Genomic DNA, 21,748 nt, shown 5'->3' with positions numbered 1-21,748 from the left:
CCCGAACCCTAACGTTGAAGTTTAGGGTTACCAGTGTGTCTGTTCGTTGGACTCTCCGGACAGGACACTAAGTCGGCAAGTGGCGCGTGTTCAACGAACACGCCGAACCTCCCGTTTTTCTTTTCACCCTATGTGATCAGCCATTGCGCTGACCAGCCAGGGCCCCGGCCAGGGCATTCGCGAGTCAACTCGCGGACGCCGCAGGGGCGGTGGGTGCGCTCACATCGAAGTGCCGGGCCTTCGGCGCGGCCTTCATCAGCGCGGTGAGCGCCCGGGACTTGGCCTCGCCGTCCTCGGGGCTCCCCCAGAGAACGGTTCGCCGCCCGGTCAACTCCACGACAATGTAGTCGTATGAACGGACCGCGACGGTACGCGCGTCCGCCGCGACCTTGGCGGGCAGCTCGCTCCGGACGCGTACCGCCTCCTCGGTCAGCCGGTCCGGGCCGAACCGGCGCAGACTCGGGGAGCCGGCCGCCTCCAGTTCGAGCAGCGGGATGCCTTTGGGTGCTTTGTCCACCGTGGCGAACCGATGGCCCCCGGCGTCCACTTCGATGAACCGCCCGCCCTTCTCCAGGAGCAGCACGGGCTTTCGCTCGGTCACCCGCAGGGTGATGCCGCTCGGCCAGGACCGCGAGACCTCCACCGAGTCGATGCGGGGCAGCCGGGTGCGCAGCCGGTCCTCGATGCCGTCCGTGTCGACGGAGACCACCGGCGCGCCCATGGGCACCCCGGCGGCCCCGGTCACCTGCCGGTGCATCAGGACGTCCGTGCCGGTGACCCTCACCCGCTCCACGCGCAGCCAGGAGGACCCGTACAGGGCCCAGAGCGCACCCCCCAGGAGCGCCACGACCGCCAGGGCGATCAGCAGGACGCGACGGCCGGGGAGGCGCGGGAGGCGACGCCCGCCCGGTGCGCCGGAGGGCGGACCGGAGGCCCCTCGCGGACGGCGTGAGGGGGTGCGCGCCCCGCGTTCGGCGGTGGTGGGTCCGGCCACGCTCCGGTCTCCTTCCGTCAGCGGCGCCCCGCGGTCCGGGACTCCCCCGGACCGCGCCGCCTCACGCCTGCCGGCGTGCCGCGATCGCCTCGTACACCATGCCGACCAGCAGGTCGTCGGCGTCCCTGCGGCCGAATTCGGCGGCCGCGCGGGACATCTCGTACAGCCTGTGCGGATCGGCGAGCACCGGCAGGACATTGCCCTGGACCCACTGGGGCGTCAGTTCGGCGTCGTCGACCAGCAGTCCGCCGCCCGCCTTGACCACCGGCTGGGCGTTGAGCCGCTGTTCGCCGTTGCCGATGGGCAGCGGGACATAGGCGGCGGGCAGCCCGACGGCGGAGAGCTCGGCGACGGTCATCGCGCCGGCGCGGCAGAGCATCATGTCGGCCGCCGCGTAGGCGAGGTCCATCCGGTCCACATAAGGTACCGGGATGTACGGCGGCATTCCGGGCATGTTGTCCACGTGCGGCAGTTCGTTCTTGGGGCCGACCGCGTGCAGGATCTGGATGCCGGAGCGCTGGAGCGCGGGCGCGGCCTGCTGGACGACCTCATTGAGCCGGCGCGCTCCCTGGGAGCCGCCGGAGACCAGCAGGGTGGGCAGATTGGGGTCCAGGCCGAACGCGGCGCGCGCCTCGGGGCGCACCCGGGCGCGGTCGAGGGTGGCGATGGTGTACCGCAGCGGGATGCCGATGTAGCGGGAGTTGCGCAGCTTGCTGTCGGGGGTGGCGACGGCCACCCCGGCCGCGTACCGGGATCCGATCTTGTTGGCGAGCCCGGGGCGGGCGTTGGCCTCGTGGACCACGATCGGCACTCCGCGCCGCTTGGCGGCGAGATAGCCGGGCAGGGCCACATAGCCGCCGAAGCCGACGACGCAGTCCGCCTTGGTGCGCTCCAGGATCTGCTCGGCGGCCTTGATGGTGCCGCGCAGCCGTCCGGGGACGGTGATCAGCTCCGGGGTCGGCTTGCGGGGCAGTGGCACGGCGGGGATGAGGGCCAGCTCGTAGCCGCGTTCGGGGACGAGTCTGGTCTCCAGTCCGCGTTCCGTGCCGAGGGCCGTGATCCCCACGGTGGGGTCCTGCCTGCGCAGGGCGTCCGCGAGGGCGAGCGCGGGCTCGATGTGGCCGGCGGTCCCCCCACCGGCGAGTACGACATGCACCGAAATTCACCGCTCTCCGGACGGACGCTTCTTGACGCGCCGTCTCATCGTCTTCCATCTCACCCCTGGCCTCCGCATGGCCAGGGCCGCCTTCGCGGCGGGATCCTCTCGCGCGAAGGCGATCAGCAGTCCGATCGCGAACATGGACGGCAGCAGGGCCGACCCTCCGTAGGAGAACAGCGGGAGCGGCACACCGGCGATCGGCAGCAGACCGAGCACCGCACCGATGTTGACCATGGCCTGGGCCATGATCCAGGTGGTCACACCTCCCGCCGCGTACCTCACGAAGGGGTCCTCCGTGCGTCCGGCCACGCGGATACCCGCATAGCCTAGAGCCGCGAAGAGGGCGAGCACCGACAGCGTCCCCGCCAACCCCAGTTCCTCACCGGCGATGGCGAAGATGAAATCGGTGTGGGGTTCGGGGAGTTGACCCCATTTTTCCACACTGGCACCCAGTCCGGATCCAAACCATCCGCCGGACGCCAGAGCGTAGATTCCATGGACGGCCTGCCAGCATTCGCCCTTCGGGCCGAGATCGATGGCTCCGACGCACATCAGCCGTGACATCCGGTTCTCGCTGGTCCTGATGAGCATGAAGCCCACCAGCGCGGCGACGGAGAGCACACCGGCGAAGAGCCGGGTGGGTGCTCCGGCGAGCCAGAGCAGTCCGAAGAGGATGGCCGTGAGGATGATCGCGGTGCCCATGTCGCCGCCGAGCATGATCAGGCCGAGGAGCATGAAGGCGACCGGGACGAGCGGGACCAGCATGTGTTTCCACTGGTTCAGCAGTCTTCTGTCCTGTTTGCGGGCGAGCAGGTCCGCTCCCCACAGGATCAGGGCGAGCTTGCCGAACTCGCTGGGCTGGAGCTGGAAGGGGCCGCCGAGGGAGAGCCAGTTCTGGTTGCCGCCGACCGATTCCCCTATCCCGGGGATCTGGACGAGGATCATCAGGAAGACGGTCACCGTCAGCAGCGGGTAGGCCAGGGCCCGGTGCAGCCGGGAGGGCAGCCGGGAGGCGAGCAGCAGCAGTCCGGTGCCGATGACGGCGGCGAGGAACTGCTTGCGGAAGAAGTAGGAGCCGGGGAGGGAGAGCGACAGCGCCTTGATCATCGAGGCGGAGTAGACCATCACCAGCCCGAGCACGGTGATCAGCATCGCGCTGCCGAGGATGACGTAGTACGCGGTCAGCGGGCGGTCCCAGGCCCTGCGGACCCGTTCGTACGCCCGGCGCACGCCGCGCCCGCGCGGCGGTCCCGAGGAGGCGGGGGTGCGGCTCGTACCCCGGGCGGGGGCCCGGCCGCCGCCGCGCGCGGGGCCCGCCGTGCGCAGGGCGGGTCCGGGACGGTGCGCGGGGGCTCCGGAGGGGACGCCCGCGAGGGCGGGGGCCGGGACGAGGGCCCGGGCCCGCCGGGCGAGCTCCTCGGCCAGCTCCCGTGCGGTGCGGGCGGGTGTCCGTGCCGTACGGGCGGGTGTCCGTACGGTGCGGACGCGGGCAGCCGGGAACGCGGACCGGGTACGGCCCTCTCCCGTGGCGGCGGTGGTGTCGTCGGCCGGCATGGACGCTGTCCCCTCCAGTCGTGCCCGAGGTGTGCCGGGGTCCCGGGGCCGTTCCCCGGGCGCCCGGCACGGCGCGCGGACGGGCCGGTCAGGCGCGCTCGTCGGCGAGTGCGTGAACGGCCTCCGCGAACGCCTCGCCCCGCTTGTTGTAATTGACGAACATGTCCATCGAGGCGCAGGCCGGGGCCAGCAGGACCGTGTCCCCGGGCCGGGCGAGCCGGGCCGCCTCCGCGACCGCCGCCGGCATCGCCCCAGTGTCGGTCCGGTCGAGGTCCACGACCGGGACCTGTGGGGCGTGTCGCGCGAGCGCTTCCCTGATCAGCGCACGGTCCGCGCCGATCAGCACGGCCCCGCGGAGCCGCTTCGCCGACTTCTGGACCAGCTCGTCGAAGGACGCGCCCTTGGCGAGTCCGCCGGCGATCCACACGATCGGGTCGTAGGCGGCGAGGGAGGCCTCGGCGGCGTGGGTGTTGGTGGCCTTGGAGTCGTCGATGTAGGCGACCTCGTCGAGGTCGGCGACCTTCTCGATCCGGTGCGGATCGGGCCGGAAGGCGCGCAGCCCGTCGCGGACCGCCGAGGCGGGGACGCCGTAGGCGCGGGCCAGCGCCGCCGCCGCGAGGGCGTTGGCGATGTTGTGCGGGGCCGGCGGGTCGACGTCCGCGACCTCGGCCAGCTCCTGGGCGTGCTCCCGGCGGTTCTCGACGAAGGCGCGGTCGACCAGGATGCCGTCCACCACGCCGAGCTGGGAGGGGCCGGGGGTGCCGAGGGTGAAGCCGATCGCCCGGCAGCCCTCCTCGACGTCGGCCTCGCGCACCAGGTCCTCGGTGGCGGGGTCGGCCGCGTTGTAGACGCAGGCGACGGTGTTGCCCTCGTAGACCCGGCCCTTGTCGGCGGCGTAGGCCGCCATCGAGCCGTGCCAGTCGAGGTGGTCCGGCGCGAGGTTGAGCACGGCGGCGGAGTGGGCGCGGAGCGAGGGCGACCAGTGGAGCTGGTAGCTGGAGAGTTCGACGGCGAGCACGTCGTACTCCTCGTTGCCGAGGACGGCGTCGAGCAGCGAGACGCCGATGTTGCCGACCGCGGCCGTGCGCAGGCCCGCCGCTTCAAGGATCGCGGCGAGCATGCGCACGGTGGTGGTCTTGCCGTTGGTGCCGGTGACCGCGAGCCAGGGGGCCGGGGTCCGGCCGGGGCGGCTGTCCCGCAGCCGCCAGGCCAGCTCCACATCGCCCCAGATCTCCACGCCCGCCTCGGCGGCGGCCGTGAAGAGGGGCTTGTCCGGCTGCCAGCCGGGGGTGGTGACGACGAGTTCGGCGCCCTCGGGCAGGGTGGCCCCGTCGCCGAGGCGCACCGTGACGCCCAGCGCCCGCAGCTCGGCCGCCTGGCTCCGGGAGCGCTCGTCGTCGCCGTCGTTGACGACGGTGACCAGCGCGCCCAGACCGTGCAGCACCTTCGCCGCGGGGATCCCGGAGACTCCGAGACCGGCCACGGTGACCCGCTTGCCCCGCCACTGCTCCGTACTCACTGACACCGCTCCGTACTCACTGACACCGCTCCGTACTCACTCGTCGCTCACTTCCCGCTTACTTGGCCGCGGCCCAGCCCGCGTAGAAGAGCCCCAGGCCCACGATGACGCACATGCCCTGGATGATCCAGAACCGGACCACCACAAGGACTTCGGACCACCCCTTGAGTTCGAAGTGGTGCTGAAGCGGTGCCATGCGGAAGACCCGCTTGCCGGTCATCTTGAAGGAGCCGACCTGGATCACGACGGACATGGTGATGAGGACGAAGAGTCCGCCGAGGAGCGCCAGCAGCAGTTCGGTGCGGGAGCAGATGGCCAGACCGGCGAGCGCGCCGCCGAGGGCGAGCGAGCCGGTGTCGCCCATGAAGATCTTGGCGGGCGAGGTGTTCCACCACAGGAAGCCGAAGCAGGCTCCCATGAGGGCGGAGGCCACGACCGCGAGGTCGAGGGGGTCCCGTACCTCGAAACAGGCCGCCGGGTTGGTCAGCTGGGCGGCGCTGGCGCAGGACTCCTGGAACTGCCAGAGGCCGATGAAGGTGTACGCACCGAAGACCATCACCGAGGCGCCGGTGGCGAGGCCGTCCAGACCGTCCGTCAGATTCACGCCGTTGGACATGGCGAGAATCATGAAGAGCGCCCAGACCACGAAGAGCACCGGGCCGATCGACCAGCCGAAGTCCGTGATGAACGACAGTTTGGTGGAGGCCGGAGTGAGGTTTCTCTGGTCGGCGAACTGGAGGGACAGCACCGCGAAGGCGATGCCGACGATGAGCTGTCCCGCCATCTTCGCCTTGGCCCGCAGACCCAGCGAACGCTGCTTGACGATCTTGATGTAGTCGTCCAGGAAGCCGACCACACCCATGCCGGCCATCAGGAAGAGCACCAGGAGGCCCGAGACGGTCGGCTTCTCGCCGGTGATCACCTTGGCGAGCGCGTAGGCGATCAGGGTGGCGAGGATGAAGGAGATGCCGCCCATGGTGGGCGTGCCCTTCTTGCTGCCGTGTGTGCGCGGGCCGTCGTCCCGGATGAACTGCCCGTATCCCTTGCGGGCCAGGAGTTTGATCAGCAGCGGCGTGCCGATGAGCGTCAGGAAGAGCCCGATGGCTCCCGCGAAGAGGATCTGCCTCATCGGCCGGCACCCCGCCCATCCGAAGGCGCGCTCGTGTCGTCGAGCAGGGCCTGCGCGACCTGTTCGAGCCCCACCGATCTCGAAGCCTTCACCAGCACGACGTCTCCCGGACGCAGTTCACTGCGCAACAGGTCGATCGCCGCCCGTGCGTCGGACACGTGCACCGACTCCTCACCCCACGAACCCTCGTTATATGCGCCCAGTCGCAGCCAGGACGCTTCCCTGCCCCCGACTGCGACGAGCTTGCTGACGTTGAGCCGGACGGCGAGCCGTCCGACGGCGTCGTGCTCGGCGAGCGCTTCGTCACCGAGCTCGGCCATCAGGCCGAGCACCGCCCACGTTCGTCCCCCCCGGGACTGCGCTCCCTGGCCCATGGCGGCCAGCGCGCGCAGCGCCGCCCTCATGGACTCGGGGTTCGCGTTGTAGGCGTCGTTGACGATCGTCACGCCGTCCGAACGCTCGGTGACCTCCATGCGCCAGCGGGAGAGGGTGCCGGCCTCGGAGAGCGCGCGGGCGATCTCGTCGGCGGACATGCCCAGCTCATGGGCGACGGCGGTCGCGGCGAGCGCGTTCGACACGTGATGCTCACCGTACAGCCGCATGGTCACATCGCCGCACCCGGTAGGGGTGTGAAGCGTGAAGGCGGGCCGACCTTGCTGGGTGAGCCGGACATTCTCGGCACGGATGTCGGCGTCCGGGGACTCGCCGAAGTAGGTCACCCGGGCCTTGGTGCGCGAGGCCATGGCGCGTACGAGGGGGTCGTCGGCGTTGAGGACCGCGACGCCGTCCTCGGGCAGGGCCTCGACCATCTCGCCCTTGGCCTCGGCGATCCGCTCGCGGCTGCCGAACTCGCCGACGTGGGCGCTGCCGACATTGAGGACGAGTCCGATTCTCGGCGGTACCAGGCCGGTGAGATAGCGGATGTCGCCGACGTAGCGCGCGCCCATCTCCAGGACGAGGTGTTCGGTGCTCTCGTCGGCGCGCAGGGCGGTGAGCGGCAGTCCGATCTCGTTGTTGAGGTTCCCGGCCGGGTAGACGGTGGGGCCCTTGCGCTCCAGGAGCTGGGCGATCAGGTCCTTGGTGCTGGTCTTCCCGGCGGATCCGGTGAGGGCGACGGTGGTCGCGCCGAGGCGTTCGACCACTTCGCGGGCGAGCGCTCCGAGGGCGGCGGTGACGTCGTCGACGACGATCGCGGGCACGCCGACGGGGCGGGTGGCCAGCACGGCGACCGCGCCGTCGGCGACCGCGCGCGCGGCGAAGTCGTGGCCGTCGGCGCGTTCGCCCGCGAAGGCGGTGAAGAGCGCGCCCGGCCGGATCTCGCGGGAGTCGGTGACCACGGGGCCGGTGACGCGCACCGTTGGATCCGGTATGTCGTGGGGCTGCCCGCCGACGATTTCGGCGATCTCGGCGAGGGAGAGGGCGATCACTGGGTCATCCCTGGGGTTTCGGGTGAAGGGACGCGCGAATGGCTTCGCGCAGTACCTGGCGGTCGTCGAAGGGGCGGACCACCCCGGCGATGTCCTGGCCCTGCTCGTGCCCCTTTCCGGCGATGAGCACGGTGTCGCCGGGCTCGGCGCGGGCGACGGCGGCCCTGACGGCGGCGGCCCTGTCGGCCTCCACCAGTACGTCGCCGCGCTCGTGGACCGGCACCTCGGCGGCGCCCGCGAGCATGGCGGCGAGGATGGCGAGGGGGTCCTCCGAGCGCGGGTTGTCGGAGGTCAGCACGGCGGTGTCGGCGAGGCGGGCCGCCGCCGCGCCCATCGGGCCGCGCTTGGTGGTGTCGCGGTCGCCGCCGCAGCCCAGGACGATGTGCACCCGGCCCTTGGTGACCTTGCGCAGCGAGCGCAGCACCGATTCGACGGCGTCGGTCTTGTGGGCGTAGTCGACCACGGCGAGGTACGGCTGTCCCTCGTCCACCCGCTCCAGCCGGCCCGGGACGCCGGGGACGGCGGCGATGCCGTCGGCGGCGGTCTGCGGGGCGACTCCGGCGACGGCGAGGGTGACGACGGCGGCCAGGGTGTTGGCGACGTTGAAGGGGCCGGGCAGCGGGGCCCGGGCGCTCACCCGCTCGCCGGCGGGGCCGACGACGGTGAAGGAGGAGCCCTGGGAGCCCACTTCCACCTCCTCGGCGCGCCAGTCGGCGTCCGGGTGGCCCTCCGCGGAGAAGGTGACGACCGGTACGGAGGCCTCCGCGGCGAGCCTGCGGCCGTAGGCGTCGTCGAGGTTGACGACGCCGCGCCGGCTGCGGGCGGGGGTGAAGAGCTGGGCCTTCGCCTGGAAGTAGTCCTCCATGCCGGAGTGGAACTCCATGTGCTCCGGGCTGAGGTTGTTGAAGACGGCGATGTCGAAGACGCAGCCGTCGACCCGGCCGAGGACCAGGGCGTGGCTGGAGACCTCCATGGCGACGGCCTCGACGCCCCGCTCGTTCATCACGGCGAAGAGGGCCTGGAGGTCGGTGGCCTCGGGGGTGGTGCGCTCCGACTTGAGGCTCTCCTCGCCGATCCGCGTCTCGACCGTGCCGATGAGGCCGGTGGTGCGGCCGGCCGCCCGGAGGCCGCCCTCCATGAGATAGGCGGTGGTGGTCTTGCCGGAGGTGCCGGTGATGCCGATCTGGAGCAGCCGCTCGCCGGGCCGCCCGTAGATCTCGGCGGCGAGTTCGCCCATGCGTCCGCGCGGGTCCCCGGTGACGAGGACCGGCAGTCCGGTCGCGGCGGCGCGCTCGGCGCCGGCGGGGTCGGTGAGGACGGCGGCGGCCCCGAGGCCGGCCGCCTGGGCCACGAAGTCGGCCCCGTGGAGGCGGGCGCCGGGGAGGGCCGCGTAGACGTCGCCCGGGCGTACCGCCCGCGAGTCGTGGGTGATGCCGGTGACCGTGGCCCCGTCCGCGGCGGGGTTCTTCACCCCCAGCCGGGCGGCCAGGTCCCCCAGCGGGGTCGGGTGGGGCCGGTCCGGACGAGGCGCTCCCTGCTGCTTCGCGGGGACGTCCTGCGGGGCGGTTCGGTACTGATCAGCGTGTGGCACGGCGGTGAGCGTACCGGGCGTACCCGGCCCGGAGCCAAAAGAGGGGGTGGTGTCCGGGGCGTGCTCCGCCGGGGCCGACGGAGCCCTGTGGGAGGGTGCGGGCGGGGTGGGGCGGTGGTTCCCTGAATCGGGGGTGATCGTTGTCACTGGTGGTTCCTCGGGTCGTTCCCGGACGGGTCGCGCTCCGGCCGTCGGCCGCGCGGCCCCGCCGGTCGCTCGATGTCGTGCGTGGGTGTGGTGTCGTGCGTCCGGGGCCGGCCCCTCATCCGCCGGGCTTGAACGTGACGGGGAGCCTGGCCGGGGGGTTGCCGGTCGGCGGGACCTGGAGGGACTTCAGCGCGAACCGCATGACCTGCTGGTAGACGGGACCGCAGATCTGGCCGCCGAAGTAGCTGCCCCTGGTCGGGTTCTGGATGGCGCAGTAGACGGTGATCCGGGGTTCGTCGGAGGGGGCGAATCCGGCGAAGGAGGCGGTGTAGCCGCGGTAGCGGCCGAGTTCCGGGTCGACGCGGTTGGCGGTGCCGGTCTTGCCCGCGACGCGGTAGCCGGGGATCCGGGCCTTGGTGCCGGTGCCCTCCTCGCTGCCGACGACGGACTCCAGCATGGTGGAGAGCGTCGTGGCGGTCTCCTCGCTGACCACCCGGGTCCGCTGGGGCTCGGGGGCGGGGGTGAACTCCCCGTCGGGGCCCCTGGTGCCGCGGACCAGGGTGGGTTCCACGCGTACGCCGCCGTTGGCGATGGTCTGGTAGACGGAGGCGGCCTGCATGGCGTTGATGGAGAGGCCCTGGCCGAAGGGGATCGTGTACTGCTGCGAGGTGGACCACTTGTCGGGCCGGGCGAGGATGCCGGGGGTCTCTCCCGGGTAGCCGAGCCCGCTGGGGCTGCCGATGCCGAACTTCCGCAGATAGGAGTGGAGCACCTTGTTCGCCTCGGGCTGGGTCTTGCCGAGCTGTCCGGTGGCGAGGATGGTGCCGATGTTGCTGGACTTGGCGAGTACGCCGTTGAGCGTCAGGTACCAGGTGGGGTGGTCGATGTCGTCCTTGAACAGCCGGTCGCCCCGGTGCAGCCGGTTGGGGACGACGACGTGGGTGCCGGGGTTGGCGGCCTTCTCCTCCAGGACGGCGGCCATCGACATCACCTTGGCGGTGGAGCCCGGCTCGAAGGCGTCCTGAAGCGCGGCGTTGCCCATGGCGGTCGCGTCGGCGCGGGAGATGTCGTTGGGGTCGAACCCGGGCGCGTTGGCCATGGCGAGCACCTCGCCGGTGCGGGTGTCCTGGACTATCACATAGCCCCGGTCCGCCTTGGACTTGCCGACCTGCTCGCTGATCGCGCGCTGGGCGGCCCACTGGATGTCGCGGTCGATGGTCAGCTCGACGTCGGAGCCGGGCACGGCCGGGGTCTCGCGGGTGCCGTCGGCGGTGGGCACGCGACGGCCGCCGGACTGGGCGTAGGTGATCTCGCCGTCCTTGCCGGCGAGCGTCTTGTCGAGCATGGACTCGACGCCGCCGCCGCCCCGGCCCTCGGCGTTGACGTAACCCAGTATCCCGGCGGCGAGGTCGGCGTTCGGATAGACGCGCTTGCTGCTGGACTCGTTGAGCACACCCGCGAGGACGTTCGCGCCGGGGCCGCCCCTGGCCCGGTCGGTCCTGGCCTTCTCGGCGAAGACGCCCTTGAGGTCCTTGATCTGCTTCCAGACCTGGGGGGTCTGGCGGCGGGCCAGCACGGTGTAGCGGGAGTTCGGGGTGGCCAGCTGCTCGGCGATGTCGCCCGCGTCCTTGCCGAGGATGGGCGCGAGGAGGGCCGCCGCCTGTTCGGGCGCGTTCGGGGACTTGCTCTCCTCGGGGGTGAAGAGCTTCGGGTCGGCCGTGATGTCGTACGCGTCGACGCTGGTGGCGAGCGCGGTGCCGGTCCGGTCGGTGATCTCGCCGCGCTCGGCGGCGAGCACCACGCTCATGTAGCGGTGCTTCTGCGCCTTGGCGGCGTAGGCGTCGGCGTCGACGGCCTGCACCTGGAGCAGTCGTACGACGAAGGCGAGCATCACCAGGGTCAGACCGAGGCTGACCAGGCGCAGCCGGGGGCGGGGGCTGCCCAGGCGCAGCGGCGGGGGCTTGGGTCCGCGGGCCCCGGGGCGGGCGGGCGGGCGGCGGGCGGGGCCGGGGACGCGTCCCCGGGGCGGGGCGGTACGTCCCGAGGGCCGCGCGGATCGTTCCTTGGGTGGCACTGGGTCACCTGCCGGTGGGCGTCGAGGACTGGTCGGGCGCGGGGGCGGGGCCCGGGATCCCGGTTCCCGTCGTCGGGGAGCCGGCGGTGCCGCTCGTACCGGCGGTGGTGGTGAGGGTGCCCGTCGCGGAGCCGGAGCCGGGGCCGGAGCCGGTGGTGAGGGTGCCGGTGTTCGTCGCGGGGGCCGTGGCTTCCTCGGTCGCGGCGGGGGTGCCCTGCGACGCGGTCGCGGCGGCGGGCGACGGCGAGGCCGTGCCCTCGCCCGGTTCGCCCTGCACGGTGCCGTCCGGATCCAGGAAGACGGGGTTGCCGCCGGGGACCATGCCCAGCTCACGGGCGCGGCGCTCCAGTGCGTCGGGGGCCAGTCCGCTGTCGACGTCGCGCTGGAGCGCCTGCTGCTCGTCGGTGAGTTCGGTGGTCTCGCGCTTCAGCTCGCTCAGTTCGAAGGAGCCCGCGTTGAGCGAGGAGTTCAGCAGCAGCAGTGTGATCAGCCCGCCGCCGAGCAGGACCACGACCAGCAGCACGAAGGGGGTGCGGGCGGCGGAGCTGGGCCCCGCCGGCATCAGCCGGGCGAGCCGGGCGGCCCGCCCCTTGAGCTGCTTGGCCGCGGGGCTCACCGCACGTCCTCCCGGATGCGCTGTGCTCCCCTCAGCCGGGCGGGGGCGGCCCGGCGGTTCTGGGCGACCTCTTCCCCGGTCGGCAGTTCGGCGCCCCTGGTCAGGAGTTTCAGCCGCGGCTGGTACTCCTCCGGCACCACGGGGAGCCCGGGCGGGGCGGTGACGGCCGCGCCCGCCGCGAAGACCTGCTTGACCAGCCGGTCCTCCAGCGACTGATAGGAGAGCACGGCGATCCGGCCGTCGACCGCGAGCGCCCCGACCGCCGCCGGGATCGCGTTCTCCAGCACGCTCAGCTCGCCGTTGACCTCGATGCGCAGCGCCTGGAAGGTGCGCTTGGCGGGGTTGCCGCCGGTGCGCTTGGCGGCCTGCGGCAGCGCGTCGCGGATCAGTTCCACCAGCCGGGCGCTGTTGGTGAAGGGTTCCTTCTCCCGTTCGCGCACGACGGCGGAGACGATCCGCTTGGCCTGCTTCTCCTCGCCGTACATCCGCAGGATCCGTACCAGCTCGCCCGGCGGGTAGGTGTTGAGGACCTCGGCCGCGCCGATGCCGGTGGTCTGGTCCATCCGCATGTCCAGCGGGGCGTCCTGGGCGTAGGCGAAGCCCCGGTCGGCCTCGTCCAGCTGCATCGAGGAGACCCCGAGGTCGAAGAGGACGCCCTGGACCCGGGGGACGCCGAGTCTGCCGAGGACGTCGGGGAGTTCGTCGTAGACCGCGTGGACCAGGGTGGCACGGTCGCCGAAGGGGGCGAGCCGCTCGCCGGAGAGGCGCAGCGCCTCCTTGTCCCGGTCCAGGGCGATCAGCCGGGTGCCGGGGAACTGCGTGAGCAGCGCCTCGCTGTGTCCGCCGAGCCCGAGGGTGCAGTCGACGACGACCGACCCCGGGCTCCGCAGGGCGGGGGCCAAGAGGTCCAGGCACCGCTGGAGCATCACCGGGACGTGTCGGGTATTGCTCAAAGGGCCCTCTCAGGTCCGGCGCGCGGGCCCGGCCGCGCGGAGGCGGGACGGTGCCGTGCGTACGCCGCACACGCGGTGCGTACCGCCGCACACGCGGGGAAATCTTGGAAACGTGCAGGATGATTCAGTGAACTGCGCGTCACTTTAGTGCACCGGCCTTTCCGGTCAATCAACCGGCCGACGGCGTGGCGGGGCCGGGCGGACGACGGTTGCTTCACTCGAACGGGCGTCATGGCCGCACCCTTGTGGGTTACCTCACAACAAGCCGGGTTGATGTTCTTTGTGCCCTCTCACAGCAGGCCCGCCGGGGTCGCGCACATTAACGTCGTCTCCATGACGACTTCCGCGCATCACTCCCCCGACGCCGAGGCGCTTGCGGGTGACACGGTCATCGATCGTCTCGTCGAGGCGAACCGGCGCTACGCGGCCGGGTTCAAGGACCCGGGCATGGACGCGCGTCCTGTTCTGCGGGTGGCCGTGGTCGCCTGCATGGACGCGCGGCTCGACCTCCACGACGCGCTCGGCCTGGAGCTGGGCGACTGTCACACCATCCGCAACGCGGGCGGTGTGGTCACCGACGATGTGATCCGCTCGCTCACCATCAGCCAGCGGGCGCTGGGCACCCGCAGCGTGATCCTCATCCATCACACCGGCTGCGGTCTGGAATCGCTGACCGAGGACTTCCGGCATGAGCTGGAGGACGAGGTGGGACAGCGTCCGCCGTGGGCGGTGGAGGCGTTCCGGGACGTCGACCAGGACGTACGGCAGTCCATGCAGCGGGTGCGGACCTCGCCGTTCCTGCTCCACACCGACCATGTGCGCGGCTTTGTCTTCGATGTGAAGCAGGGGGAGCTGCGGGAGATCGACCCGACGGGCTGATCGGCGTCTCCGCCGATCGAACACCGGGAGAAATCCTTACCAACCCGACAACTCCCCCTGGGTTATCCACAGGCGAGTGACACGGCACGGAACGCCAACAACAATGCGATGACACGGCACGGCTCCGGAACTGTCCGGAGCCTGTGCGCGTGATTCGGGGTGGGCCGGGCCGTTCGGAGACTCGGCCCGTGTGTGAAAGGGCCGAGGAGGGCCGGGTGACGACCTATGACAATCGAGCGAGCCTCACAGATCTGACCGCCACAGCGGATCGCGTCCGCAGGTCGGTGGAGCGTGTGATCGAGGGCAAGCCTGAGGTCGTACGGCTTTCGCTGACCGTGCTCCTCGCCGAGGGGCATCTGCTCATCGAGGATGTCCCCGGCGTGGGGAAGACCATGCTGGCCAAGGCGCTGGCGAGATCCATCGACTGCTCGGTGCGGCGCATCCAGTTCACACCGGATCTGCTGCCGTCCGACATCACCGGTGTGTCGATCTTCGATCAGCAGCGGCGCGAGTTCGAGTTCAAGCCGGGCGCGATCTTCGCCCAGATCGTGATCGGCGACGAGATCAACCGGGCCTCGCCCAAGACCCAGTCGGCGCTGCTGGAGTCGATGGAGGAGCGCCAGGTCACCATGGACGGCGCGACACACGAGCTGCCGAGCCCGTTCATGGTGGTGGCGACGCAGAACCCGGTGGAGATGGAGGGCACCTATCCGCTGCCCGAGGCACAGCGCGACCGCTTCATGGCCCGGGTCTCCATCGGCTACCCGAGCGCCGAGGCCGAGCTTCAGATGCTCGATGTGCACGGCGGCGTCTCGCCGCTCGACGACCTCGAAGCGGTGGCGCACGCGGACGACATAGTGAAGCTGATCGACGCCGTGCGGCACGTGCATGTGTCCGAGCCCGTGCGCCGGTACGCGGTGGAGCTGGTGTCCGCCACCCGCAGCCACCCCGATCTGAGGCTGGGCGCCTCGCCGCGCGCCACCCTGCATCTGCTGCGCGCCGCGAAGGCGACCGCCGCCCTGTCCGGCCGGGACTACGCCCTGCCGGACGACGTCCAGTCGCTGGTGGTGCAGGTGCTGGCGCACCGGCTGCTGCCGACGGCACAGGCCCAGCTCAACCGGCGGACGGCGGAGCAGGTCGTGCAGGAGATCCTCCAGCGCACCCCGGTCCCGACCGCCGAGGGCTCGCAGGCCCCCTACGGGGCGGCCCGCGGACCCCAGCAGGTCTACGGCCAGCGGCCCGGCGCACGGCGGCTGTGATGTCCGCCGGGGGGCGGCCGGCCGCGGCGGACGGCGGGAGGAGCGGAAAGAACGGGAAGGGCGGCAAGGGCGGGAATCCGGCCGGGCTGCGGGCCGCCCTGGGCGGACTGACCACCCGGGGCCGGTCGTTCCTCGCCGCCGGAGCGGCGGCGGCGGTGTGCGCCTATGTGCTGGGGCAGAGCGATCTGCTGAGGGTGGGGCTGCTGCTGGCGGTGCTCCCGCTGATGAGCGTGATCGTGCTCTACCGCACCCGCTACCGGGTCGCCGGGAGCAGACGGCTCACTCCCGCGCGGGTGCCCGCCGGGTCCGAGGCGCGGGTGCATCTGCGGATGGACAATGTCTCGCGGATGCCCACCGGGCTGCTGATGCTCCAGGACCATGTGCCCTATGTGCTGGGGCCCCGGCCCCGGTTCGTGCTCGACCGGATGGAGGCGGGCGGACGGCGCGAGGTGTCCTACCGGGTCCGTTCGGATCTGCGCGGGTGCTATCCGCTCGGCCCGCTCCAGCTGAGGCTGAGCGATCCGTTCGGCATGTGCGAGCTGACCCGTTCGTTCAGCGACTTCGACACCCTGACGGTGATACCCCGGACCGAGTCGCTGCCGCCCGTCCGGCTGACGGGCGACGCCTCGGGGTACGGGGACGGCCGCCGCCGCTCGCTGGCGCTGGCCGGGGACGACGACGTGATCCCGCGCGCCTACCGCTACGGGGACGATCTCCGCCGGGTGCACTGGCGCTCCACCGCGCGCCACGGCGAGCTGATGGTGCGCCGCGAGGAGCAGCCGCGCCGGGCCCGCTGCACGGTGCTGCTCGACACCCGGGCCGTCGCCTACCACGGGGTGGGCCCGGACTCGGCCTTCGAATGGGCAGTCTCGGGTGCGGCGTCCACCCTGGTCCACATCGCCGAGCGGGGCTTCGCGGTCCGGCTGCTGACCGACACCGGCACCTCGGTGCCCGGCGCCGGCCCGGAGGATTCCCCGGGCACGCCCCAGGACGCGGCGGACTCCGCCGGGCTGATGATGGACGCCCTCGCGATGGTGGACCACTCCGAGGGATACGGCCTCACCCGCGCCCACGATGTGCTGCGCACGGGTGAGGAGGGGCTGCTGATCGCCTTCTTCGGCGATCTGGACGAGAAGCAGGCGGCGCTGGTGGCGCGGATGAACCGGCGCAGCGGCGCGGCGGTGGCCTTTGTGATGGACAGCGGGACCTGGGCCGGCGGTGGGACCGGTCCCGTCGAGGAACGGCTGAGAGTGCTGCGCGAGGCGGGCTGGACGGCGCTGGCCGTCCCCCCGGGGGCCTCGCTGCCCGCGCTGTGGCAGCAGGCCGACAGCCGGCGCGGCGAGCCCCCGGGCGGCACGGCCGGCGGCGTCGGGAGACCGGGTATGAACGGTGGGGATGGATCATGAGTGGGCGGGTGCGGCTGGCCCTGTGCGCGTACGCCGCCACACTGATGGCGGCCTGCGCGATGCTGCCGCTGATCAGCGGCGTCGGCTGGCTGGTGCAGGCGGCGTTCCTGCTGGGGATCCAGAGCGGTGCGGGAGCACTGGCCCGGCGGACGTCGCTCGCCGGGCCGCTGACGGTGCTGGTGCAGGCCCTTGTCACCCTGGCGCTGCTGACCTGGGTCTTCGCCCGGGAGTACGCGGTGCTCGGGCTGGTGCCGGGGCCCGAGGCGTTCCAGCGGTTCGCGGAGCTGCTGTCCGCCGGCGGCGAGGACATCGGGAAGTACGCCATTCCGGCCCCGCTGTCGGACGGCATCTCGCTGATGGTGGTCGGCGGGGTGCTGCTGATCGGGCTCATGGTGGACGCGGTCGCGGTCACCTTCCGCAGTGCCGCGCCGGCCGGTCTGCCGCTGCTCGCGCTGTACTCGGTGGCGGCCGGTCTGGCCGGCGGCGAGGCGAACTGGTTCTGGTTCCTGGTGGCCGCCGGCGGCTATCTGCTGCTTCTGCTGGCGGAGGGCCGGGACCGGCTCTCCCGGTGGGGCAGGGTCTTCGGCTCGCCCTCGGCCCTGCCGCGCGCGGCGAACGCGCCCGGCGCGGGTCCGCGGGCCTCGCTCCGGGCCGGGCGGCGCATCGGGGTGCTGGCGCTGGGGGTGGCGCTCGCGGTGCCCGCCGCGCTGCCCGCGCTGGACGGCGGGCTGCTGAAGGACGTGGGCGGTGCGTCGGGGAGCGGCTCGGGCGGCGGCGGGGGCACGATCTCCGCGGTGAATCCGCTGGTGTCCCTGCGGGACAACCTGAATCAGCCGGACAGCCGTGAGGTGCTGCGCTACCGGACCGACGCGAAGGACACCGACGACTTCTATCTCCGGATAGTGGCGCTGGACAGATTCGACGGCACGACCTGGAAGTCCTCGGACCGCGATGTCACGGAGGTGCCGGACCGGCTCCCCCAGCCGGAGGGGCTGAGCACGGCGGTGGCCACCGAGCCGGTCAGGACGACCATCACGGCCGCCGACTACTACCGGCAGAGCTGGCTGCCGCTGCCCTACCCGGCGACCCAGGTGCGGATCGGCGGGCGCTGGCGGTTCGAGCCCGCCGGGCGGACCCTGGTCGGGTATCGGGGCGAGGACTCCCGGGGCGCGAAGTACAGCGTCTCCAGCCTCGCGGTGAAGCCGGAGCCCGAGCAGCTGGCGAGCGCGCCGCCCGCGCCCGCCGATCTGCTGCGCGAGTACACCGAGCTGCCGGAGAATCTCCCCTCCGTGGTCGAGCGGACGGCGGAGCGGGTCACCAAGGGGGCGAAGAACGACCACGAGCGGGCGGTACGGCTCCAGAAGTGGTTCGCCGAGGACGGCGGCTTCACCTACGACACCGAGGTCGATTCCGGTACGGGCGTCCACGCCATCTCGCGCTTCCTCCGGCAGAAGCAGGGCTTCTGCATCCACTTCTCCTTCTCGATGGCCGCGATGGCCCGGACGCTGGGCATACCGGCCCGGGTCGCGGTGGGCTTCACCCCGGGCACCGCGCGGGGCGACGGCACCATGTCGGTGACCACGAAGGACGCGCACGCCTGGCCGGAGCTGTACTTCGAGGGCGTCGGCTGGACGCGGTTCGAGCCGACGCCGAGCCGGGGCACCCAGCCGGACCACACGCTGGAGGACGTCGTGGCGGGCGGCCCGAGCGACCCGGCGGAGCCCACCGAGACGGCCTCCGACCAGCCGTCGGCGGCTCCGACCGCCTCGGACAGCTGCCCGCCCGAGCTGCGGCGGCTCAATGAGTGCGGCCCTGCGGTTCCGACCGAGGAGACCACTACCACGGGCTCGGACGGCTCGCTGGGGACGGTGCTGCTGATCGGCCTGGGCGTGGCGGCGGCCGTGCTGCTGATCCTGCTGCCGCTGCTGTGGCGGCGGCGGGTGACCGCGCGCCGGCTGGGCTCGTCGGGGCGCACGCCCCAGGACGTCCGGGCGCGGGCGCTGGCGGCCTGGCGGGAGGTGCTGGACACGGCCTGGGACCACGGCATCGGGCCGGACGACTCGCTGACCCCGCGCCGGACCGCCGGCCGGATCGTGGAGCTGGGCGGGCTGGACGGTGCGGCGGCGGCCGCCGCGCACCGGGTCGCCGGAGCGGTCGAGCAGGTGCTCTACGCGGCCCGGCCCGGGCCGATCGCCGGGCTCGCCGAGGACGCCAGGACGGTCCGGAGCGGGCTGCGGGCCGGAGCGGGCCGCAGGGCACGGCTGCGGGCACTGCTGCTGCCGCGTTCAGCCGTCCGGGTGATCTGGGCCGGATCCGCCTGGTGGGCGGCGTTCACCGAGCGGTGGAGCCGCTGGAGCCGGGAGCGATGGGCGGCGCTGCGGCCCGGCACGGCCGGCCGGCAGGGCTGAGCCGACGGAAGAGAGTGGCTGTGGGGCCGACGCCCGGAGCGTCGGCCCCACAGCCGTCCCGCAGGCACAGCCGCCTCGCGAGCACCCAGGCATCCGGCGAACACGGCCGCCGCAGAAACACGGAGCGCCGAACCCCTGTGACCGGTGAGGCTCACAGTGTTCGGCGCGGGAGTGTTCCCTTCGGGAACGCCTTGATCGGCGGCGGTCGGAACGGCGTCACGGCATGGCCCCTGGGGCGCTCCGGCGTGCGCTGGGCACGGCCGGAGGTGAGGGCATGGCGCGGGCCGGTCGAAGGCGTACCGGAGGGTGTCCGGGCTGCCGGGCCGGGCGACCGCGGTGTCTCAGTGGCCCTGTTCGTCGCGGCGGCGCTGCCACCGCTGCTCGATCCGGTTCATCATCGACTTGCGCTGACGGGGCTGTCGACGGGCTGCTGTGCCCGCCGTCTCCCCCAGGGTCTGCTGCTCACCCGGCTTGGGCGCTTTGCGCCATCCGGTGACCGCCAGGACCGCGCAGCCCAGCATGACGAGGAATCCCACCACACTGATCAAGATGATCTGCGCGACCATTCCGGCCATGAGGAGCGCGATACCCACCAGGAAGCCTGCAACCGCCTGGTAGACCCGTCGCCGGGTGTACGTACGCAGCCCGCTTCCCTCAAGCGCTGTAGCGAATTTGGGATCTTCGGCGTACAGCGCTCGCTCCATCTGCTCGAGCATTCGCTGCTCGTGCTCCGAGAGCGGCACGGAGTCCTCCTAGTCGTCGGCCGCGGGGGCGACCGTTTGCGGCCCTTTCAGGATAGGCAGGGAATCGCCCCCGTGAAACCCGCCCTCTAGCCACTTCGACAGTTTGGGCCGCCACGGCGACTTTGGCTGCTGAGGCCTAGATTCCCCAACCTCCGATCCGTCATGCCGGATGGTGTCCCTCGATCATACGGGGCGAAGGACACGATCGGGGGGTCTGTGGCGTACTCCATCTGCGGCTGCGCCGCTGATCAGCCGCGCTTCTCGCCCAGTACGTGCAGCTGGGTGGCGACCGAGTGGAAGGCGGGCAGCTCGGCGGCGGCGGCCTCCAGCTTGAGCAGGGCGTCCAGCGCGCCCGGTTCGGTGTCCACCAGGACACCGGGAACGAGGTCGGCGAAGACGCGCACTCCGTGCACCGCGCCGACCTCCACTCCGGCCCGCTCGGCCAGTTCGGTGAGCTGTTCGGCGGTGAAGCGCCGGGGGATCGGGTCCGCGTCGCCCCAGCGGCCGGCCGGGTCGGTGAGCGCCTGGCGGGCCTCGGCGAAGTGCCCGGCGAGGGCCCGGGCGATGACCGCGCCGCCGAGCCCGGCGGCGAGCAGGCTGACCGCGCCGCCGGGCCGCAGCGCGGCCACGGCGTTGCTGACGCCCTCGGCCGGGTCGTCCACGAACTCCAGGACCCCGTGGCAGAGCACCGCGTCGTAGCCGCCGCGCTCCACCACGTCGAAGAGGCCGTGCACATCGCCCTGGACACCCCGGACCCGGTCGGCGACCGATTCCTCGGCGGCCCTGCGCTCCAGCGCGAAGAGCGCGTTGGGGCTGGGGTCGACCACGGTGACCCGGTGGCCGAGCTGGGCGACGGGCACCGCGAAGGACCCGCTGCCGCCTCCGGTGTCGAGGACGTCCAGGGCGTCCCTCCCGGTGGCCTTGACCCTGCGGTCGAGTGCGTCCTTCAGGACCTCCCAGACCACGGAGGTACGCAGGGAGGCGCGGGGCGGGCGCGGCGGGTTTGCCCCGCGGGCGGACGGGTCCGGCACGGCAGTTGACTCCTCGGGCGGTGGCGCCCCGGGCCGCTCGGGGGCGGGCGGGGCGGGCGTGGAACCGCGACCGGGGTCCGGGGACCGCAGGTCGGGGGCTTTCGCGGTGGACGGTGGGCTCTCGTCGAGCGCCTCTCGCGAGGGAGGCTCTCATGCGGCTGAGGACATCACCCACCCTATTGCCTCCCTCCGGGAGGCCGCCGCCGCGTCCCGCCCCTCGGCCGCCGGGGGTCCCGGGCGGCCGAGGATTCACCCGGCCGCCGGGTCGGCCCGGGGCCGGGGCAGGGCGGGCCCGAGGGCCAGCAGACGCTCGGCCAGCCGGAGGAACATCCCCGCGTCCCTCAGCAGATCGTCGGCCTCGCCGCCGCTCGCCGCGCCGTGTATGCCGGCCTCGGCGCGGGCTCTGCGCGGCGCGCCCGCGGCGAAGTGGGCACTCCACTCGGCCAGTTCGGGAGCGGACTCGGGCAGCAGCTCCCAGGCGCTGCGGATGCCCGCCCGGCGGCCCCGGCGGACAGGGGTCCCGCCGCCCCGGGCGGCGGCGGGCGGGCTGTCGGGATACCCCCGGGCGGCGAGCACGGCGGCGGCGGTGCGCAGGGCGGCCAGATGGGCGGTGGCATACCGCTCGTTGGGCACGGTCAGGGCGGCGGCCTCGGCGAGACCGGCGCGGGCCTGGGCGAGGAGGGTGAGGGCCGCGGGCGGCGCCGAGGCGCGCCGCGCGACGGGGTGCACATCGCTCGCGGGCCCGGTCGGTGAGGGGACAGGGCCGGTGGCACGGTGCCGGTGAGCGGCAGCCATGTGGTCGCTTGCCATGACGAACCTCCTGTCGTCGCGTGACGGCACTGTGGCCGTATGTGTCCAT

17 protein-coding genes are annotated in these 21,748 nt (G+C 72.6%); 4 read left to right on the top strand and 13 right to left on the bottom strand.

Annotated elements, in window-relative coordinates; genetic code table 11:
* Nucleotides 1–184: 184 nt before the first annotated feature.
* The 10 genes from ABD371_RS10855 to rsmH all read right to left on the bottom strand — a co-directional run bounded on the left by ABD371_RS10855 (nt 185) and on the right by rsmH (nt 13,163).
* A complete protein-coding gene (locus ABD371_RS10855) occupies nt 185–994 on the bottom strand; it encodes a cell division protein FtsQ/DivIB (RefSeq protein ID WP_344475319.1) in 810 nt (269 codons plus the stop codon).
* Nucleotides 995–1,055: 61 nt separating this feature from the next.
* Nucleotides 1,056–2,150 carry an undecaprenyldiphospho-muramoylpentapeptide beta-N-acetylglucosaminyltransferase gene (murG, locus tag ABD371_RS10850; protein ID WP_344475317.1) on the bottom strand — a complete coding sequence of 365 codons (1,095 nt, stop codon included), beginning with the start codon at nt 2,148–2,150 and terminating at the stop codon, nt 1,056–1,058.
* Nucleotides 2,151–2,156: 6 nt separating this feature from the next.
* Nucleotides 2,157–3,707: a putative lipid II flippase FtsW gene (gene ftsW / locus ABD371_RS10845; RefSeq protein WP_344475315.1), complete on the bottom strand. Its 1,551-nt coding sequence runs from the start codon at nt 3,705–3,707 to the stop codon at nt 2,157–2,159.
* 88 nt (nt 3,708–3,795) lie between these two features.
* Nucleotides 3,796–5,226 carry a UDP-N-acetylmuramoyl-L-alanine--D-glutamate ligase gene (murD, locus tag ABD371_RS10840; protein WP_344475313.1) on the bottom strand — a complete coding sequence of 477 codons (1,431 nt, stop codon included), beginning with the start codon at nt 5,224–5,226 and terminating at the stop codon, nt 3,796–3,798.
* 58 nt (nt 5,227–5,284) lie between these two features.
* Nucleotides 5,285–6,355 carry a phospho-N-acetylmuramoyl-pentapeptide-transferase gene (gene mraY / locus ABD371_RS10835; RefSeq protein ID WP_344475311.1) on the bottom strand — a complete coding sequence of 357 codons (1,071 nt, stop codon included), beginning with the start codon at nt 6,353–6,355 and terminating at the stop codon, nt 5,285–5,287.
* A complete protein-coding gene (locus tag ABD371_RS10830) occupies nt 6,352–7,782 on the bottom strand; it encodes a UDP-N-acetylmuramoyl-tripeptide--D-alanyl-D-alanine ligase (RefSeq protein WP_344475309.1) in 1,431 nt (476 codons plus the stop codon). Before ABD371_RS10830 ends, mraY begins: the two co-directional genes overlap by 4 nt.
* Before the next feature lie 4 nt (nt 7,783–7,786).
* The gene (locus tag ABD371_RS10825) at nt 7,787–9,373 is read right to left on the bottom strand and encodes a UDP-N-acetylmuramoyl-L-alanyl-D-glutamate--2,6-diaminopimelate ligase (RefSeq protein ID WP_344475307.1); all 1,587 of its coding nucleotides are present in this window, start codon (nt 9,371–9,373) and stop codon (nt 7,787–7,789) included.
* Nucleotides 9,374–9,635: 262 nt separating this feature from the next.
* Nucleotides 9,636–11,594, bottom strand: coding sequence for a peptidoglycan D,D-transpeptidase FtsI family protein (locus ABD371_RS10820; RefSeq protein ID WP_425575804.1), 1,959 nt, complete (start codon nt 11,592–11,594; stop codon nt 9,636–9,638).
* A gap of 4 nt (nt 11,595–11,598) precedes the next feature.
* A complete protein-coding gene (ftsL, locus tag ABD371_RS10815; protein ID WP_381733467.1) occupies nt 11,599–12,210 on the bottom strand; it encodes a cell division protein FtsL in 612 nt (203 codons plus the stop codon).
* On the bottom strand, nt 12,207–13,163 hold the full coding sequence (gene rsmH, locus ABD371_RS10810; RefSeq protein ID WP_344475304.1) for a 16S rRNA (cytosine(1402)-N(4))-methyltransferase RsmH: 957 nt from the start codon (nt 13,161–13,163) through the stop codon (nt 12,207–12,209). The genes ftsL and rsmH overlap by 4 nt, the downstream gene beginning before the upstream one ends.
* Nucleotides 13,164–13,496: 333 nt before the next feature.
* Between rsmH and ABD371_RS10805 the strand changes: the two genes are divergently transcribed.
* The 4 genes from ABD371_RS10805 to ABD371_RS10790 all read left to right on the top strand — a co-directional run bounded on the left by ABD371_RS10805 (nt 13,497) and on the right by ABD371_RS10790 (nt 19,115).
* Nucleotides 13,497–14,042 (top strand): beta-class carbonic anhydrase, encoded by a 546-nt coding sequence (locus ABD371_RS10805; protein ID WP_344475302.1) that lies wholly within the window; start codon nt 13,497–13,499, stop codon nt 14,040–14,042.
* 215 nt (nt 14,043–14,257) lie between these two features.
* Complete coding sequence (locus ABD371_RS10800; protein WP_344475300.1) at nt 14,258–15,301, top strand: AAA family ATPase; 1,044 nt, start codon at nt 14,258–14,260, stop codon at nt 15,299–15,301.
* A complete protein-coding gene (locus tag ABD371_RS10795) occupies nt 15,301–16,707 on the top strand; it encodes a DUF58 domain-containing protein (RefSeq protein WP_344475298.1) in 1,407 nt (468 codons plus the stop codon). The genes ABD371_RS10800 and ABD371_RS10795 overlap by 1 nt, the downstream gene beginning before the upstream one ends.
* Entirely contained in the window at nt 16,704–19,115 is a 2,412-nt protein-coding gene (locus ABD371_RS10790; RefSeq protein ID WP_344475296.1) for a transglutaminase TgpA family protein, read from the top strand. The genes ABD371_RS10795 and ABD371_RS10790 overlap by 4 nt, the downstream gene beginning before the upstream one ends.
* A gap of 341 nt (nt 19,116–19,456) precedes the next feature.
* On the opposite strand, the gene ABD371_RS10785 is transcribed toward ABD371_RS10790, so the two are convergent.
* From ABD371_RS10785 to ABD371_RS10775, 3 genes are all read right to left on the bottom strand, one after another.
* Entirely contained in the window at nt 19,457–19,858 is a 402-nt protein-coding gene (locus ABD371_RS10785; protein WP_344475295.1) for a DUF3040 domain-containing protein, read from the bottom strand.
* A gap of 248 nt (nt 19,859–20,106) precedes the next feature.
* The gene (locus tag ABD371_RS10780) at nt 20,107–20,889 is read right to left on the bottom strand and encodes a class I SAM-dependent methyltransferase (protein WP_190125973.1); all 783 of its coding nucleotides are present in this window, start codon (nt 20,887–20,889) and stop codon (nt 20,107–20,109) included.
* 249 nt (nt 20,890–21,138) lie between these two features.
* A complete protein-coding gene (locus ABD371_RS10775; protein WP_344475292.1) occupies nt 21,139–21,699 on the bottom strand; it encodes an SAV_6107 family HEPN domain-containing protein in 561 nt (186 codons plus the stop codon).
* Between the last annotated feature and the right edge of the window lie 49 nt (nt 21,700–21,748).

The sequence above is a fragment of the Streptomyces amakusaensis genome (assembly GCF_039532665.1).
Taxonomy (GTDB): Bacteria; Actinomycetota; Actinomycetes; order Streptomycetales; family Streptomycetaceae; genus Streptomyces; species Streptomyces amakusaensis.
Note: the sequence above shows the minus strand (reverse complement) of the source record. Positions and strands in the feature narration are given on the sequence as shown.